Origin of the sequence: Burkholderia sp. 22PA0099, assembly GCF_047497165.1 — a bacterium.
GTDB lineage: Bacteria > Pseudomonadota > Gammaproteobacteria > Burkholderiales > Burkholderiaceae > Burkholderia.
Map to the genome: position 1 here is coordinate 2,025,983 of NZ_CP163164.1, position 16,964 is coordinate 2,042,946.

12 protein-coding genes and 1 riboswitch are annotated in these 16,964 nt (G+C 69.2%); all 12 genes read left to right on the forward strand.

The annotated features are described in order from the left end of the window. Window positions 1-248 precede the first annotated feature (248 nt). Complete coding sequence (locus AB4851_RS09040; RefSeq protein WP_414446904.1) at window positions 249-1,889, forward strand: acetolactate synthase large subunit; 1,641 nt, start codon at window positions 249-251, stop codon at window positions 1,887-1,889. A 70-nt stretch (window positions 1,890-1,959) separates the two neighbouring features. Then, window positions 1,960-3,396, forward strand: a complete 1,437-nt coding sequence (locus AB4851_RS09045) for an aldehyde dehydrogenase family protein (RefSeq protein ID WP_414439921.1) — start codon at window positions 1,960-1,962, stop codon at window positions 3,394-3,396. A 326-nt stretch (window positions 3,397-3,722) separates the two neighbouring features. After that, entirely contained in the window at window positions 3,723-4,817 is a 1,095-nt protein-coding gene (locus AB4851_RS09050; RefSeq protein ID WP_414446905.1) for a response regulator, read from the forward strand. A gap of 281 nt (window positions 4,818-5,098) precedes the next feature. Further along, window positions 5,099-6,775 carry a methyl-accepting chemotaxis protein gene (locus AB4851_RS09055; RefSeq protein ID WP_414446906.1) on the forward strand — a complete coding sequence of 559 codons (1,677 nt, stop codon included), beginning with the start codon at window positions 5,099-5,101 and terminating at the stop codon, window positions 6,773-6,775. 20 nt (window positions 6,776-6,795) lie between these two features. Then, a complete protein-coding gene (locus AB4851_RS09060; protein WP_414449157.1) occupies window positions 6,796-7,326 on the forward strand; it encodes a chemotaxis protein CheW in 531 nt (176 codons plus the stop codon). Then, window positions 7,323-8,921 (forward strand): CheR family methyltransferase, encoded by a 1,599-nt coding sequence (locus AB4851_RS09065; RefSeq protein ID WP_414446907.1) that lies wholly within the window; start codon window positions 7,323-7,325, stop codon window positions 8,919-8,921. Before AB4851_RS09060 ends, AB4851_RS09065 begins: the two co-directional genes overlap by 4 nt. Next, complete coding sequence (locus tag AB4851_RS09070) at window positions 8,905-9,612, forward strand: chemotaxis protein CheW (protein ID WP_414446908.1); 708 nt, start codon at window positions 8,905-8,907, stop codon at window positions 9,610-9,612. Before AB4851_RS09065 ends, AB4851_RS09070 begins: the two co-directional genes overlap by 17 nt. Beyond that, the gene (locus tag AB4851_RS09075; protein ID WP_414446909.1) at window positions 9,609-12,086 is read left to right on the forward strand and encodes a hybrid sensor histidine kinase/response regulator; all 2,478 of its coding nucleotides are present in this window, start codon (window positions 9,609-9,611) and stop codon (window positions 12,084-12,086) included. Before AB4851_RS09070 ends, AB4851_RS09075 begins: the two co-directional genes overlap by 4 nt. Further along, window positions 12,083-13,126 carry a chemotaxis response regulator protein-glutamate methylesterase gene (locus AB4851_RS09080; RefSeq protein ID WP_414446910.1) on the forward strand — a complete coding sequence of 348 codons (1,044 nt, stop codon included), beginning with the start codon at window positions 12,083-12,085 and terminating at the stop codon, window positions 13,124-13,126. The genes AB4851_RS09075 and AB4851_RS09080 overlap by 4 nt, the downstream gene beginning before the upstream one ends. A gap of 248 nt (window positions 13,127-13,374) precedes the next feature. Next, entirely contained in the window at window positions 13,375-14,991 is a 1,617-nt protein-coding gene (locus tag AB4851_RS09085; protein ID WP_414446911.1) for a PAS domain S-box protein, read from the forward strand. Window positions 14,992-15,173: 182 nt separating this feature from the next. Further along, entirely contained in the window at window positions 15,174-15,359 is a 186-nt protein-coding gene (locus AB4851_RS09090; protein ID WP_414439913.1) for a CsbD family protein, read from the forward strand. 147 nt (window positions 15,360-15,506) lie between these two features. After that, window positions 15,507-15,575, forward strand: a riboswitch (Fluoride riboswitch). An 83-nt stretch (window positions 15,576-15,658) separates the two neighbouring features. Then, window positions 15,659-16,963, forward strand: a complete 1,305-nt coding sequence (locus AB4851_RS09095) for a chloride channel protein (protein WP_414446912.1) — start codon at window positions 15,659-15,661, stop codon at window positions 16,961-16,963. The last annotated feature ends 1 nt before the right edge of the window (window position 16,964 follow it).

The window sequence follows — 16,964 nt, forward strand, 5'->3', positions numbered from 1 at the left end:
TCGCGCCGCGGCGCCGTCATCCTGACGAAATCCCTTCCATAGCGTCAGCCGCGTTCACTGCAGCGTCGCGTTCGATCTCCTACAATCGTTTCCATCGCTGGCCGCCATGCCCGCCTTCGCAGGCTCGGCGGCATGCTTTTGCATTGGTCATCTGAAGGGTTTGAGCCGTTCGCGCCGTAGGCCGTCGCGGGCGTTTGCCACGCCGCACGCGCCGGAAGCCGGCCACGCGGCATCCACCGAGAGTCCCCATGAAAGCATCCGATTTATTCGTCAAGGCGCTGGAAGCGGAAGGCGTCGAATATGTGTTCGGCATCCCCGGCGAAGAAAACCTCGATTTGCTCGAGTCGATCCGCCATTCGCGAATCAAGCTGGTGCTCACGCGTCACGAGCAGGCCGCCGGGTTCATGGCCGCCACCTATGGCCGGCTGACCGGCAAGGCCGGCGTGTGCCTGTCCACGCTCGGCCCCGGCGCGACCAACCTCGTGACGGCCGCCGCCTACGCACAGCTCGGCGGCATGCCGATGCTGATGATCACCGGCCAGAAGCCGATCAAGAGCAGCAAGCAGGGCCATTTCCAGATCGTCGACGTGGTCGACATGATGCAGCCGCTGACCAAGCTGACCCGCCAGATCGTCTCGATCGGCCACATCCCGTCGGCGGTGCGCGAGGCGTTCCGGCGCGCCGAGGACGAGCGCCCCGGCGCCACCCACCTCGAACTGCCGGAGGACATCGCGCACGAGGAAGGCGACGGCAAGCCGATCCCGGCCAGCTACAGCCGCCGTCCGGTGGCCGAGGAAAAGGCGGTGGCGCGCGCCGTGCAGGCGATTCACCAGGCGCGTCATCCGCTGCTGATGATCGGCGCGGGCGGCAATCGCAAGACCAGCGCGCGGATGCTGCGCGAATTCGTGGATGCCACCGGCATCCCGTTCTTCACCACCCAGATGGGCAAGGGCGTGATCGACGAGACGCACCCGCTCTGGCTCGGCAACGCCACGCTGTCCGACGGCGATTTCGTGCACCGCGCGATCGATCATGCCGACTGCATCATCAACGTCGGCCACGACGTGATCGAGAAGCCGCCGTTCTTCATGCGCAGCGGCGATAAAACCGTGATCCACGTGAACTTCCTCGGCGCGCAGGTCGATCCCGTGTATTTCCCGCAGATCGAAGTGGTGGGCGACATCGCCAACGCGGTGTGGCAGATGAAGCAGGCGCTGGCGCAGCAGCCGCACTGGGATTTCTCGCGCTTCATGCTGATCAAGGAGCGCTTCGACGCGCACCTGAAGAAGGGCGAGGACGACCCGCGCTTTCCGCTGCACCCGGTGCGGGTGGTCAACGACCTGTACCGCACGCTGCCCCACGACGGCATCGCCTGCCTCGACAACGGCATGTACAAGATCTGGTTCGCGCGCTACTGGCGCGCGCACGAGCCGAACTCGATGCTGCTCGACAACGCGCTGGCCTCGATGGGCGCGGGCCTGCCGTCGGCGATCGCCACCAAGATCGTGCACCCGGAGCGCAAGGTGGTGGCGATCTGCGGCGACGGCGGCTTCATGATGAATTCGCAGGAGCTGGAAACGGCCGTGCGCATGAAGCTCGACCTGGTGGTGCTGGTGCTGCGCGACGACGCATTCGGGATGATCCGCTGGAAGCAGGAGAACATGAACTTCCCCGACTACGCGATGACGCTCGACAACCCCGATTTCGTCGCCTACGCGAAAAGCTATGGCGCGCAGGGCCATCGCGCCGAATCGGCCGAGGCGCTCGCGCCGCTGCTCGAACACTGCTTCGCCACGCCGGGCGTGCATCTGGTCGACGTGCCGATCGACTATTCGGACAACGAGCGCATTCTGAATCGCGAGATCCCGCGCCTGTCCGCGCAACTGTGATCCCACGGCGCGCTGCGGCGCGCCGCATCCCTTGTACCGAACCCCGTCAGAACCCACCGGAGGCGTCGCCATGCTGAAGGAATCCTATCCGTATTACCTCGCGAACGAGGCCGTGCATGCCAACACGGATCTCGAAGTCACCGACAAATACAGCGGCAAGGTCGCCACGCGCGTCGCGCTGGCCGACGCGAAAACGATCGACGCGGCCATCGCGGCCGCCGTCGAGGCGCACAAGCCGTTCGCGGCGTGGCCCGCGTTTCGCCGCCAGGCCGTGCTCGATCACTGCGTCGCGCGCTTTCGCGAGCGCTTCGACGAGCTGGCCGATGCGCTCTGCATCGAGGCCGGCAAGCCGATCAACGATTCGAAGGGCGAGGTCACGCGCCTGATCGACACGTTCCGCGTCGCGGCCGAGGAATCGGTGCGGATCGGCGGCGAGATCATCGAGCTTGAGATCGCGAAGCGCGCGCAAGGCTATTCCGGCTATTCGAAGCGCGTGCCGATCGGGCCGTGCTCGTTCATCTCGCCGTTCAACTTCCCGCTCAACCTGGCGGCCCACAAGGTCGCGCCGGCCATCGCGGCCGGCTGCCCGTTCGTGCTGAAGCCGGCCAGCCGCACGCCGATCGGCGCGCTGATCATCGGCGAGGTGCTGGCCGAAACCGATCTGCCGAAGGGCGCATTCTCGATCCTGCCCGCGCATCGCGACGGCGCGGACCTGTTCACCACCGACGAACGCTTCAAGCTGCTGTCGTTTACCGGTTCGCCGGCGGTGGGCTGGGATCTGAAGAAGAAGGCGGGCAAGAAGAAGGTGGTGCTGGAGCTGGGCGGCAACGCGGCGGCGATCGTCGATGCCGACCAGGGCGAGCGGCTCGACTACGTGGTGGATCGGTTGATCTTCGGCGCGTTCTACCAGTCGGGGCAAAGCTGCATCGGCGTGCAGCGCATCCTGGTGCACGCGAGCCTTTACGACGCGCTGCGCGAGAAGCTCGTGGCGAAAACGCGCGCGCTGAAGATGGGCGACCCGAAGCAGCCCGACACCTTCGTCGGGCCGATGATCTCCGAATCGGAATCGCGCCGGCTGGCCGGCTGGATGGACGCGGCGGTCAAGGCCGGCGCGAAGATCATCGCGGGCGGCAAGGTGGACGGCGCGATGTTCGAGGCCACGCTGCTCGAACAGGTCGGCCGCGATCAGGACCTGTATCGCAAGGAAGCGTTCGGCCCGGTGGCGCTGCTCGAACCGTTCGAGCATTTCGACGAGGCACTGGCGCGCGTCAACGACAGCGATTTCGGCCTGCAGGCCGGCGTGTTCACCGATTCGCTGTCGCACGCGCATCGCGCCTGGGACGAGCTCGACGTGGGCGGCGTGGTGATCAACGACATCCCGTCGTTCCGGGTCGACAACATGCCGTATGGCGGTGTCAAGGATTCGGGCCTGGGCCGCGAGGGCGTGCGCTACGCGATCGAGGACATGACCGAACTGCGCCTGATGGTGATCCGCAAGCCGTCCTGACGGTGCTGACGGTCCTGACGCTCCGGCCGCACCGGGGAGCGCGCACCCGCAGCCGCGCCGTGGCGAATGCCCGGCGCGGTTTTTTTCGCCCGGGCGGGCCGCCCGGCGGCAACCGCGCTTTGCATATCGCGTGCCCGATTCATCTCCCAAGCAAGCTAAATTCATAAAAATCATTTAAAATCATTAGCTTATATTTCCCAATAAGAAACAATGTCGTCTAATTTCGATGATTCACTCTCAGGAGTGGTTCAGGGAAGAACGGACGGCTGCCCGGCGTCGCGCCGTAGTGGTTTCTCCGGGCGGGATGTGACGGCACACGGGATGCAATGAACGGAACAACAGATACGCACCACGACGAGTCGCAGGAGCCGGGTATTTCGGTGCTGCTCGTCGACGATCAGGCGTTCGTCGGCGAGGTGATGCGCCGCCTGCTGGCTGCCGAAACGGACATCGCGCTGCATGTCTGCGTCGACGCGCACGCGGCGCTCGAGGTGGCCCGCGCGGTGCGGCCGACCGTAATCCTGCAGGATCTGGTGATGCCCGATACCGACGGGCTGGACCTGGTGCGGGCCTGGCGCTCCGATACGGCCACGGCGCAGGTGCCGATCATCGTGCTGTCGATCAACGACGATCCGGTGGCCAAGCGCGAATCGTTCCTCGCCGGCGCCAACGATTACCTCGTCAAGCTGCCCGACCCGATCGAACTGATCGCGCGCATTCGCTACCACTCGAATTCCTACCGCATGCTGCGCCAGCGCGACGAGGTGCTCGATTTCCTGTCGCACGACATGCGCGCGCCGCAAAGCTCGATCCTCTCGCTGCTCGACACCTACCGTGCCACGCATGGCGAGGTGCCGCTGCTGTTCGAGCGCATCGAGATGCACGCACGCCGCGCGCTGGCGCTGGCCGACGGCTTCATCCAGCTCACCCGCGCGCAGTCGGGCAAGTTGCTGACCGAAATCGTCAGCCTCAACGAGGTGCTGCTCGATGCGGCCGACCAGCTCTGGGAAAAGGCCGGCAACACCGGCAGCCGGATCAGCGCCAACGTGCCCGAGATCGAATGCCTGTGCATCGGCGACCGGATGATGCTGACGCGCGCCGTGGCCAACCTGATCGACAACGCGCTCAAGTACGGCCCGCCCGGCGCGGAAGTGCGCTGCCTGATCGCCGATGACGGCGACGCCTGGCTGGTGGGCGTGGAAGACGAAGGCGAGGGCATCGCGCCCGAGTTGCGCGCGAGCGCGACCGAATCGTTCGTGCGGCTCACGCGCGGGCCGGGCACCCAGCGCGGCGGCTTCGGGCTCGGCCTGGCGTTCGTGCGCGCCACCGCCACCAAGCATCGCGGCGAGATCCTGATGCGCTACACGCCGCGCGGTTTCATGACCGGGCTGGCGTTGCCGAAGGTGCGCCCGGCGTCCTGACGTGGCGGCCCGACCCGCCCGACCCGGGCCGCGTTCGGGCGTCGCCTTCCGGGCCGTCGCCCATCCTTCGTTGTCCCCCGCAATCATCTGCCCCCTTCTTCGAACCGCCCGCCCCGTCAGGCGCTGCGCCGCCACCACGGCGGGCCGGTCCGGGCTGTTTCACGGGCGATAAAGACAGTACACTCGTGCTGGCTCGCGCCGCCCCGGCGCGGCGGCCGCCATCGGGCCGCCCGCGCCGCGCCGGCTCCTGAACGTATCTGCTGACAACCCACATCGAAAACATGGCCAACGTGTCGCCCCGCGCAAGCACCGAGACTTCCTCCCCGTCCGCCGGCTCGCGGATCACGCTCGGCAATCGGATCCTGCTCAGTTTCGGCGTGCTGTTCGTGCTGATGCTGATCATGGCGGGCTTCTCCTATACGAAGCTGCGTCTGATCGACGAAGAGACGATCAACATCGAACGCGATTCGCTGCCGGGCGTGTACCTGGCCACCTCGCTGCGCGCCGCCGCGAACGAGTCGTACACGGCGATGCAGCGTGCGATCTTCGTCGATCCCGATACGGCAACCGCCTATCGCGATCTCGACCGCATTCCGGGCATGCTGGAATCGTTCGAGAAGCTGTCGCTGGAATACCAGAAATCGACCTACCGCGAGGACGACCGCGCCCGCTTCGGCGCGTTCCGCGCGGTGTACGAGCGCTACCTGCCGTTGCTGGCCGATTCCGTGCAGAAGGCGCGCGGCGGCTCGCACGCCGACGCGGTGGCCGCCTACGGGCGCGTCACGCCGGTGTGGGAGGACGTGATTCGCAGCGCCAACGTGCTGGTGACCGAGAACCGCTCGTTCGCCGACCGCTCGGCGCAACTGATTCGCGAATCGGTGTTCAGCACCCAGGTCACGCTGGCGACGGTGGTGACGATCGTGCTGCTCACCTCGCTGCTGCTCGGCTGGCTGCTGTACCGCGCCGTGATGCGGCCGATGTTCGAACTGGTGGGCGTGCACGACGTGATGCGCACGGGCGACCTGACCCAGCGCCTGAACCTGCGCCGCGGCGACGAGTTCGGCATGATCGAGACGGGCTTCAACCGGATGGCCGACGAACTGACCACGCTGGTCTCGCAGGCGCAGAAATCGTCGCTGCAGGTCACCACCTCGGTGGCCGAGATCGCCGCCACTTCGCGCGAACAGCAGGCCACCGCCAACGAAACGGCGGCCACCACCACCGAGATCGGCGCGACCTCGCGCGAGATCTTCGCCACTTCGCGCGATCTGCTGCACACGATGAACGAAGTGTCGTCGGTTGCCGAGCAATCGGCCTCGCTGGCGGGCATGAGCCAGGCCGGCCTCACGCAGATGGGCGAAACCATGCGCAGCGTGATGGACGCGGCCGGTTCGGTGAACGCCAAGCTGGCGATCCTCAACGAGAAGGCGCTCAACATCAACCAGGTGGTGGCCACCATCACCAAGGTCGCCGATCAGACCAACCTGCTGTCGCTGAACGCGGCGATCGAGGCCGAGAAGGCCGGCGAATACGGCCGCGGCTTCGCGGTGGTCGCCACCGAAATCCGCCGCCTCGCCGATCAGACCGCCGTGGCCACCTACGACATCGAGCAGACCGTCAAGGAAATCCAGTCGGCGGTGTCGGCCGGCGTGATGGGCATGGACAAATTCTCCGAGGAAGTGCGGCGCGGCATGCTCGACGTGCAGCAGGTCGGCTCGCAGCTCTCGCAGATCATCAACGAGGTGCAGACGCTCGCGCCGCGCTTCGTGCTCGTCAACGAGGGCATGCAGACCCAGGCGAGCGGCGCCGAGCAGATCACGCAGGCGCTGTCGCAACTGTCCGAGGCCGCGCAGCAGACGGCCGAATCGCTGCGCCAGTCGTCGCAGGCGATCGACGACCTGACGCTCGTGGCCAGCGGCCTGCGCACCAGCGTGTCGCGCTTCAAGGTCGAGGCGTGAGCGCCGAGGCCCGCCACGCGATGCTGTTCCTGCTGTTCGAACTCGATGGCGCGCGCTACGCGCTCGACGTCAACGACGTCGCCGAAGTGCTGCCGCTCGCCGAAACCAAGGCGATTCCGGGCGCGCCGGCCTGGGTGGCCGGGGTGCTGATCCATCGTGGCGAGCCGCTGCCGGTGATCGACGTGTCGCAGCTCGCGCTCGGCCGGCCGGCCGCGCAACTGCGCTCGACGCGGCTGGTGGTGGTGCGCGTGCGCATGCCGCTCGACGGCGATGCCGAGCCCGCTGCGGCCGAGGGCGAGCGCCTGCTCGGGCTGCTCGTCGAGCACGCCACGCAAACCCTGCGCTTCGAGCGGGCGGCGTTCCGCGACGGCGGCATCGATACCCCGCACGCGCGCTGGCTCGGCCCGGTGATCGACCATGCCGACGGCGTGGTGCAGTGGGTCGCGGTGCGGCACCTGCTCGGCGCCGAGGCGCGCGCGCTGCTGTTCGCGGCTGCCGCGCACGCCGGCGAGGATGCGCCGTGGCATGGCGTGCCCGGAGAACGCGCATGATCAACGAACTCGAATTGCGTTTCCACGCGTGGCTGCTGCGCGAGACGGGCATCGATCCCGATTCGCTCGGCGCCGATTTCGTCGCGCGCGCGCTGGCCGAACGGATCGGCGTGATGCTCGGCGGCGCGCAAACCGATGCGTTGCTGGTGGCGCAGCGCGCGCGCAACCTGTCGGACGCCGATCTCGACGCCTACTGGAGCCTGCTGATCGGCTCGGCCGAGGAGCAGCGCGCGCTGATCGAGCAGTGCGTGGTGCCCGAAACCTGGTTCTTCCGTGAGCGCGAGGCGTTCGTGACGCTGGCCGCGCAGGCGCTCGAACGCTTGCGCGCCGAGCCGCTTCAGCCGGTGCGCGTGTTGAGCGCGCCGTGCTCGACCGGCGAGGAGCCGTATTCGGCGGCGATGGCGCTGATCGATGCCGGCATCGAGCCGGCCCGGCTGCGGATCGACGCGCTCGACATCAGCGCCCGCGCGATCGCCCATGCGCGGCGTGGCGAATATGGCCGCAACTCGTTTCGCGGCCACGCGCTCGAATTCCGCGCACGCCATTTCGAGTCGATCGCCGACGGCTGGCGGCTCGACGAGCGGATTCGCGCCTGCGTGCAGTTCCGCCGCGCCAACCTGCTCGAACCGGGCAGCCTTGGCGACACGTGCTACGACTTCATTTTTTGCCGCAACGTGCTGATCTATTTCGACCGCAGTTCGCAGGAGCGCGCGATGCGTGCGCTCGACGCGCGCCTGGCCGACGACGGCCTGCTGTTCGTCGGCCCGGCCGAAACCGGCGTGGTGATGCGCCAGGCCATGAGTTCGGCCCGGATTCCGCTCGCGTTCGCGTTTCGGCGTGCGCGGGAGAGCGAGGGTTTGTCGTTGCTGTCGGGCGGTTTGGTTGACCGGCCGTCGCCGTCCGCGCCGGTTGCCGGCGCCGGGCGCATCGGCGTGGCCGGCAAGCCGGCCGGCGACGCGACCGCGCTCTGGCGGCGCGCGCAGCCAGAGCGCGCGGCGAGTCAGACGGGCCAATCGAGCCCATCGAGCCCATCGGGTCAATCGGGCACCGCGATCGGCACGGCGTTCGCGTCGGGTGCCGCCGGTGTGATCGGCCGGCCGGGGCTGGCGCCCGCTGGCGGTGCGAGCGCAGGCCTCGGTGCCGCCAACCGGCCCACGCCGGCCGGCGCAACCTCTGCGCCGCGCCCGGCCGTCCCTGCCGCGCCCGCTTTTGCCGCCACCGCTTCCCGTGCGGTTACCACCCCCGCCGCCGACCCGCTCGACGCCGCGCGCGCCCTGGCCGATGCCGGCAATTTCGCCGCCGCCGAACGCGCCGTGCTCGACGTGTTGCGCGCCGCCGGCCCGAGCGCGGACGCCTATTACCTGCTCGGCCTGATCGACGACGCGCAGGGGCGGCCGAGCGCCGCCGAGCATTACCGCAAGGCGCTCTATCTGGCGCCCACCCACCGCGAGGCGCTCACGCATCTCGCGACGCTGCTCGACATCGCCGGCGATCACGACGGCGCGCGCTGGCTGAAGGAACGCGCACGCCGTGCCGACGCGCAAGCGGCCGGCCACGCCCAACCGGGAGGACGCGCGCATGCACGACGCCGTTGATTCGACGCACCCGGCGGGGGCGTTCGACGATTGCTGGAACCGCATCGGCGTGCGCGGTGATCAGTCCTGCGAACGATTGGCCGAAGTCGGGCGCTGCCTGAATTGCCCCGTCTACGCGCGCAACGCCGCGCGTCTGCTCGATCGCCCGCTGTCTCGCGACGAGCTGGCCCAGGCCGCGCGGCGCGATGCCGCCGCGCCGTCGCGGCAGGCCCGGCCCGAGGGCGACGCCCAGCAGTCGGTGCTGGCGTTCCGGGTTGGCGACGAATGGCTGGCGTTGCCCACGCCGGTGGTCCGGCAGATCGTCGACGACCGCCCGGTGCATTCGCTGCCCGACCGGCGCAGCCGCGCCGTGCTCGGCATCGTCAACGTGCGCGGCACGCTGCGCATTGCCGTCTCGCTGGCCCGGCTGCTCGAACTCGATGCCTCCGCCGCACCGCGTGCCGTCGACACCGTGCGCTCCACGTTCACGCGGATGCTGGTGGTGGCGCATCGCGGCGAGCCGGTGGTGTTCCCGGTCGACGAAGTGGAGGGCGTGCTGCGTTTCAGCGCGGCCGAGCGCACGCCGCCGCCGGCCACCGTTTCGCGGGCGGGCGTCGCGCTCACCAGCGCGATGTTCGCCTGGCGCGGCAGCATGATCGGTCTGCTCGACGAAGACCGCCTGTTCGATACGCTGTTGCGGAGCCTGCGATGAGTCAAGACGACGATCTGAGCCGGCAATCGCTGCTCGACCTCTATCGCGAGGAAAGCGAGAACCAGACCGAGGCGCTGTCGCGCCAGTTGCTCGCGCTCGAACACGGTGCGCAGGACGCGGCCGCGTTCGAGGCCTGCATGCGCGCCGCGCATTCGCTGAAGGGCGCGGCGCGTATCGTCGGCGTGCCGCAGGGCGTGGAGATCGCCGGGCGCATGGAGGATTGCTTCGTCGGCGCGCAGCGCGGCGAGCGCGTGCTCGGCGCGAGCCATATCGATGCGCTGCTGATGGGCGTCGATCTGCTGGTGCGGGTCGGCGATCCGCGCACGGCGGCATCGGTCACGCCGGCCGAGATCGATACGTTCGCCGTGGCGCTGGCCAATGCCGATGAGGCGGGTGGTGCGTCGTTTGCGCCGGCGCCGCCGCCGGTGCCGTCCGTGCTGCCGGGCGGGCCGTTCGATTTCAGCGAACCGCTCGATCCGTACACCTCGTCGGTGCCGCCCGACCTGGCCGCGCAATTGCGGCTCGACGCGCCGCTCGTGCCCGATGCGCCGCGCGGCCTCGGCGAGCACGGCGGCCTGTATGCCTCGGAGCCGCCGTTCGAATCGTCGGTGCCGCCCGATCTCGCCGCGCAGTTGCGCTTGAGCGAACCGGTGCCGGCTGCGGCCTCCATCGCACCGTCCGAGCCGCTCCCCGAGCCGTCCACGCCCGAGCCGTACGACACCGGTGACGCCGGCCAGATGCGGCGCGTGCGTGCCGACAGCCTGAACCGGCTGTTGAGCCTGTCGGGCGAATCGCTGGTGGAATCGCGCTGGCTCAAGCCGTTCGCCGATTCGATGCTGCGCATCCGTCGCTCGCAACACGACGCGGCGCGCGCGCTCGATTCGCTCTACGACAAACTGGCGGACGATCTCGACCCGAACCACGAGGCCGCGATCAACGAAGTCCGGCAGATGCTGAACGATCTGCAACGCGCGTTCGCCGCGCGCATCGACGATCTCGACCGCTTCGAGCGGCGCAGCTCGCATATCGCCGAGCAGCTCTACGACGAGGCGCTGCAATGCCGGATGCGGCCGTTCGGCGATGCCACGCGCGCCTACCCGCGCGTGGTGCGCGATCTGGCGCGCTCGCTCGGCAAGCGCGTGCGCTTTTCGATCGTCGGCGAATCGACCCAGGTGGACCGCGACATCCTCGACATGCTCGACGCGCCGCTCGGCCACCTGCTGCGCAACGCGCTCGACCACGGCGTGGAAACCCCCGAGGTGCGCCTCGCGCGCGGCAAGCCGGCCGAGGCCAGCGTCACGCTGGAGGCGCGCCACAGCGCCGGCTCGCTGCTGGTCAGCGTGTCCGACGACGGCCCCGGCGCCGATCTGACCGCTGTGCGCGCCGCGATCGTGCGGCAGCGGCTGACCGACGAGGCCACCGCCGCGCGCCTGTCGGACGCCGAGGTGCTCGAATTCCTGTTGCTGCCCGGCTTCTCGATGCGCGAGCAGGTGACCGACGTGTCGGGGCGCGGCGTGGGCCTCGACGCCGTGCACGAGATGGTCAAGCGCGTGCGCGGCGCGGTGCGGATCTTCAACGAGCCGGGGCAGGGCATGCGGATGGTGCTGCAACTGCCGCTGACGCTGTCGGTGATCCGCAGCCTGCTGGTCGAGGTCGGCGGCGAGCCGTATGCGTTCCCGCTGGTGCACGTGCGGCGCGCGCTCGAACTCGAACGCAACGGCATCGACGTGCTCGAAGGGCAGCAGCATTTCGCGCTCGACGGGCGGCGCGTGGGGCTGGTCACCGCGCATCAGTTGTTCGATGCCGGCGAGCCCGACGCGGCGAGTTCGCGCACGGCGGTGGTGGTGATCGGCAACGAGCCGGAAACCTACGGCGTGGCGGTCGACCGCTTCCTCGGCGAACGCATGCTGGTGGTGCAGCCGCTCGATCCGCGCCTGCAGAAGATCCGCAACATCGCGGCCGGCGCGCTGCTGGAGAACGGCGATCCGGTGCTGATCGTCGACGTGGAAGACCTGGTGCGCTCGATCGACAAGCTGATTCGCGGCGGCCAGCTCACCAAGATCCGCCGCGATGCCGCGCACACGCTCGCGCAGCGCCGCAAGCACGTGCTGGTGGTGGACGATTCGCTGACGGTGCGCGAACTCGAACGCAAGCTGCTGGAGAAGCGCGGCTACGCCGTGACCATCGCGGTGGACGGCATGGACGGCTGGAACGCGATCCGCGGCGAGAGCTTCGACCTGGTGGTGACCGACATCGACATGCCGCGCATGGACGGCATCGAGCTGGTCACGCTGATCAAGCGCGACCCGGCGTTGAAGGGGGTGCCGGTCATGATCGTGTCGTACAAGGATCGCGACGAGGACCGCCGGCGCGGCCTCGATGCCGGCGCGGATTATTATCTGGCGAAAGGCAGCTTCCACGACGAGGTGCTGCTCGATGCCGTGCACGATCTGATTGGAGACGCCGCCTCATGAAAATCGGAATCGTCAATGATCTGCCCCTCGCGGTGGCGGCGCTGCGCCGCGCCGTCTCGCACCGGCCCGACCACCGCGTGCTGTGGGTGGCCGCCGATGGCGAGCAGGCGGTCGATTTCTGCGGGGCGAACCCGCCCGATCTGATCCTGATGGATCTGGTGATGCCGCGTCTCGATGGTGTGGAGGCGACGCGCCAGATCATGGCGCGCTCGCCGTGCGCGATCCTGATCGTGACGGCCAGCGTGGACGCCAACAAGGCCAGCATCTACGAGGCGATGGGCGCGGGTGCGCTCGACGCGGTCGATACGCCCACGCTCGCGCAGGGCATGCTGGCCGACGCGTCGCAGCCGTTGCTGGCCAAGATCGACCAGATCGGCCGGCTGCTCGCCACGCGCGGGCCGGTGCCGGCGCCGGTGGGCGTGATGGCGCCAGCGTCGGGGGCCACGCCGCTGGTGGCGATCGGCGCCTCGGCGGGCGGGCCGACCGCGCTGGCCGCGCTGCTCAAGCCGTTGCCGGTCGATTTCCCGGCCGCGGTGGTGATCGTCCAGCACGTCGACCAGGCGTTCGCGATCGGCATGGCCGAATGGCTCGACGGCTACACGGCGCTGCCGGTGCGGATCGCCCGGCAGGGCTGCGCACCGCAGCGCGGCGAGGTGCTGCTGGCCGCCACCAACGATCACCTGCACCTGACCGCGCGCGGCCTGCTCGATTACACGCCGCATCCGGCCGAAACGCCTTACCGGCCGTCGGTCGACGTGTTCTTCCAGAGCGTGGTGGACCACTGGCGCGCCGATGCGATCGGCGTGCTGCTGACCGGCATGGGCCGCGACGGCGCGCTCGGCCTCAAGGCGATGCGCAGCAAGGGCTTCTACACGATCGCGCAGGACGCGGCCACCAGCGCTGTCTACGGCATGCCGAAGGCGGCGGCCGCGATCGACGCGGCCACCGCGATCCTGCCGCTCGATCGGATTGCCGAGCGGATCGCGATGCAGTTGCCGCGCGGCGCGCGCGCCTTGACGGGCGCCCGGCAGGACCGCTGACGCGGCGAACGTCGGAGCGAGGCAACAGCGCCACGCAACAACCGCGCGGCGGCCGGCAACAGATTCGGTTACGAATTCGAACCGGATTTCGCGAACCGGGCCGCCGCGCGATGGTCAGAAAGCACGAACGGGGCGATGCGGAGCAGATCCGCATCGCCCCGCCTTTTTCAGCCGCACGGAAGCCGCCGCGCGCCGCCGATCGGGTCGGCGCAGCCGGCCGCCGCGGCGCACGAACGGAACCCGACCCGATGAACGAAGCCGCCAACGAGCCGCGCCCCGCGCCTGCCGACGAGCAGGCGCTGAAGACGCACACCGACCGCCGCCAGTTGCACCAGATCATCGCCGGCCTGACCGAGGGCGTGATCCTGGTCGAGCCGGATCAACGCATCGTGTGGGCCAACGAGGCCGCGCTCGCGATGCACGGCGTGGCCACGCTGGCCGAGCTGGGCGCGGACGTGACCGAGTACCGCGAGCGCTTCCGGCTGCGCGACACCAATCACGATCCGGTGCGCCAGGGCCAGTATCCGATCGATCGCGTGATCAGCGGCGAGCAGTTCAGCGACGTGACGGTCGAGGTCGAATCGGCCGCCGACGATTCGCTGCGCTGGGTGCATCGAATCCGCAGCCTGGTGCTGACCAACGCGGCCGGCGAGCCCGATTGCCTCGCGCTGGTGCTGCACGACGCGACCGAATGGGCCAGCGCCGAGCAGCGTTTCGAGCGCACCTTCAACGCCAATCCCGCGCCCGCCGCGATCTGCCGCCTCAGCGATTTCCGCTACGTGAAGGTCAACCAGGGCTTTCTCGACATGATCGGCCACCCGCTCGACGACGTGATCGGCCGCTCGGTCTACGAACTCGACGTGTTCGACCGCGCCGAGCGCCGCGAGCTGGCGATCGAGCGGCTCGGCGACGGCATGACGATCCCGCCGATGGAGGCGCTGCTGCGGCGCGCCGACGGCGGCGACCACGCGGTGATCGTGGCGGGCCAGCCGATCGACATGGGCGAGGACGCCTGCATGCTGTTCACGTTCACCGATCTGCAGCCGCGCAAGCTGGCCGAGATCGCGCTGCGCGAGAGCGAGGAGCGCTTCGCCAAGGCGTTCCGGATGGCGCCGGTGGCGATGGCGATGCTGACCGCCGGGCGCTTCGAGCTGCTCGACTGCAACGACGCGTTCGTGGCGATGACGGGCCACGCGCAGGCCGACCTGCTGGGCCGTTCGGCCGACGAGCTGGGCCTGTGGGCCGAGCCGGGCGCGCAGCGCGAGATCGCCGATGCGCTGGCGCGCGACGGCATGGTGCGCATGCACGACGTGCGCGTGTCGACCCAGGACGGCGACGTGCGCGACTGCGTGGTGTCGGCCGACGCCGTGGCGATCCACGCGCAGGATTGCCTGCTGCTCGCGCTGCTCGACATCAGCGATCGCAAGCGTACCGAGATGGAGCTGATCCAGGCGATCGAGACGGCCATGCAGGATGCGTCGTGGTTCAGCCGCACGCTGATCGAAAAGCTCGCCAACGTGCGCCGCGCCAAGGCGCCCGACGCGGGCGGGCAGTTGTCCGATCTGACCTCGCGCGAGCGCGACGTGTTCGACCTGCTGTGCCACGGGCTGCCCGACAAGGAGATCGCGAACCGGCTCGGGCTCGCGCCGAACACGGTGCGCAATCACGTCTCGACCATCTACAACAAGCTCGATGTGCACAGTCGCGGCGAGGCGATCGTGTGGGCGCGCGAGCGCGGCATCGTCGGCGCGGCCGAGCCGGCTCCGGCAGCCGGTGCGCTCGATGCGTCGGGGGCGGCGACGCCGGGCGGTTCGGTGGCTTCGGCCCGGGCCGGCCGCGCGGCCCGCAAGCGGCCTGCGGCCTGAGTGTGGGGCCGTTTCGGCCGGGTTTCGGCTGACGATTCGTCTCGGCCGGGCCGGTACGAATGCACTAGCGGCCCTGGCCCATCTGCACCTGCCGGGGCGGCGCGGCAGCCGCGAAGATGGGGGTTCCCGGCGCGCGGCCACGGCAGCGCGCCGGTTCCGATGATTCCCTCAAGGAGGCAACCATGGACAAGAATCGCATCGACGGCAAGCTCAAGCAGGTCAAGGGCTCGGTGAAGGAAGCGCTCGGCAAGGTGACGGGCGATCGCAGGACCGAAGCGGAAGGCGTCGCCGAAAAGACCGAAGGCAAGTTGCAGGAAAAGGCGGGTCAAACCGCCGACGCGATCCGCAAGCACACGAATCTGCACTGACGCATCCGCGTCGTTCCGCAGTAACGAAACGGCCCCGCCTCGCGATGGTTTGCGAGGCGGGGCCGTTTTGATTGGCGCGGAGGTGGCCATGCATGCCGAATCGGGTCGCGAAGGTAAGCATTCCGAAAGTCGGCTCGCGTAGAATCTGCGCTTGCCGGAGATGGCATGCCTCCGTTCCCAACCGCCGGTCAGCCGGCTGATGATGCCTGCGGATTCCTGGGTACAGGAGGTCGTAGGCCGTCTTGAGCACAAGCGGCGTCCTGTCGCCCGGGTTTGATGTCCTGTCGAACCTGAACCCCATGAAAGCATTCGAATCCGTCGAGCAGTTCGCCATGTTGCGCGCGCTCGGCCGCTGGATCGCGCTGTCGGCCCTCGTTGGCGGGCTCGCGGGCAGCGCATCCGCGTTGTTCCTCGCCCTGCTCGATCTCGCCACCGGCACCCGGCTCGCGCATCCCTGGCTCATCTGGCTGCTGCCGGCCGCCGGCTTCGTGACCGGCTGGATCTACCTGCGCATCGGCAGCAGCGTCGAGGCCGGCAATAACCTGTTGATCGACGAGATCCACGATCCGGCCCGCGCGGTGCCCACCCGCATGGCGCCGCTGGTGATGCTCGCCACCGTCGTCACGCATCTGTTCGGCGGCTCGGCGGGGCGCGAAGGCACCGCCGTGCAGATGGGCGGCGCGCTGGCCGATCGCGTCGCGCGCGTGCTGCGGGTGGACGCCGACACGCGGCGCATCCTGCTGATGGCGGGGATCGCGGCGGGCTTCTCGTCGGTGTTCGGCACGCCGCTGGCGGGCGCGGTGTTCGGGCTGGAGGTGCTGGCGATCGGCCGCTTGCGCTACGACGCGCTGTTCCCGTGCCTCGCGGCGGCGGTGGTGGCCGATGCCGTGTGCCATCTGTGGGGGATTCGTCATCCGGTGTATCCGGTGCCGTTCGTGCCGGCCGTCGGCATCGCGACGGCGGCTTCGGCGATCGTCGCCGGCATCGCGTTCGGCGTGGTCGGCATGCTGTTCGCCGATGCGACGCACGCGCTCGGCGCGCGCTTCAAGCGCTGGATTCCGTACGGCCCGCTGCGGCCGGTGCTGGGCGGCGCGATCGTCGCGCTGGCCGGCGTGGGGCTGGCCGTGCCGCAGTATCTCGGCCTCGGCATCCCGACCATCGAGGCCGCGTTTCGCGGGCCGCTGCCGGTGCAGGATTTCGCCGGCAAGTTCGCGTTCACGGTGGTGACGCTGGCGTCGGGCTTCAAGGGCGGCGAGGTCACGCCACTGTTCTATATCGGCGCGACGCTCGGCAACGCGCTGTCGCATCTGCTGGCCCTGCCGTTGCCGGTGCTGGCGGGGCTCGGCTTCGTCGCGGTGTTCGCGGGCGCGGCCAATACGCCGATCGCCTCGACGATCATGGCGGTCGAATTGTTCGGCGCGCCGATCGGCGTGTTCGCGGCGCTAGCCTGCGTGGTGGCGTATCTGTTCTCGGGGCACACGGGTATCTATCGCGCGCAGCGGATCGGCCACGCCAAGCATCCGTGGCTCAGTGCGGGCGGGCGGTTGGCCGATCTGGCGTTGCAGCGCGCGAGCGCGAAGCCCGAGGCGGGCGGGAAGGGGTGAG

Bases quoted from the DNA above. Each gene is read 5' to 3' on its own strand.
- AB4851_RS09090 (WP_414439913.1), top strand. From the start codon at position 15,174: ATGGACAAGAATCGCATCGACGGCAAGCTCAAGCAGGTCAAGGGCTCG.
- AB4851_RS09045 (WP_414439921.1), top strand. From the start codon at position 1,960: ATGCTGAAGGAATCCTATCCGTATTACCTCGCGAACGAGGCCGTGCAT.
- AB4851_RS09065 (WP_414446907.1), top strand. From the start codon at position 7,323: ATGATCAACGAACTCGAATTGCGTTTCCACGCGTGGCTGCTGCGCGAG.
- AB4851_RS09075 (WP_414446909.1), top strand. From the start codon at position 9,609: ATGAGTCAAGACGACGATCTGAGCCGGCAATCGCTGCTCGACCTCTAT.
- AB4851_RS09050 (WP_414446905.1), top strand. From the start codon at position 3,723: ATGAACGGAACAACAGATACGCACCACGACGAGTCGCAGGAGCCGGGT.
- AB4851_RS09040 (WP_414446904.1), top strand. From the start codon at position 249: ATGAAAGCATCCGATTTATTCGTCAAGGCGCTGGAAGCGGAAGGCGTC.
- AB4851_RS09055 (WP_414446906.1), top strand. From the start codon at position 5,099: ATGGCCAACGTGTCGCCCCGCGCAAGCACCGAGACTTCCTCCCCGTCC.
- AB4851_RS09060 (WP_414449157.1), top strand. From the start codon at position 6,796: ATGCTGTTCCTGCTGTTCGAACTCGATGGCGCGCGCTACGCGCTCGAC.
- AB4851_RS09070 (WP_414446908.1), top strand. From the start codon at position 8,905: ATGCACGACGCCGTTGATTCGACGCACCCGGCGGGGGCGTTCGACGAT.
- AB4851_RS09080 (WP_414446910.1), top strand. From the start codon at position 12,083: ATGAAAATCGGAATCGTCAATGATCTGCCCCTCGCGGTGGCGGCGCTG.
- AB4851_RS09095 (WP_414446912.1), top strand. From the start codon at position 15,659: ATGAAAGCATTCGAATCCGTCGAGCAGTTCGCCATGTTGCGCGCGCTC.
- AB4851_RS09085 (WP_414446911.1), top strand. From the start codon at position 13,375: ATGAACGAAGCCGCCAACGAGCCGCGCCCCGCGCCTGCCGACGAGCAG.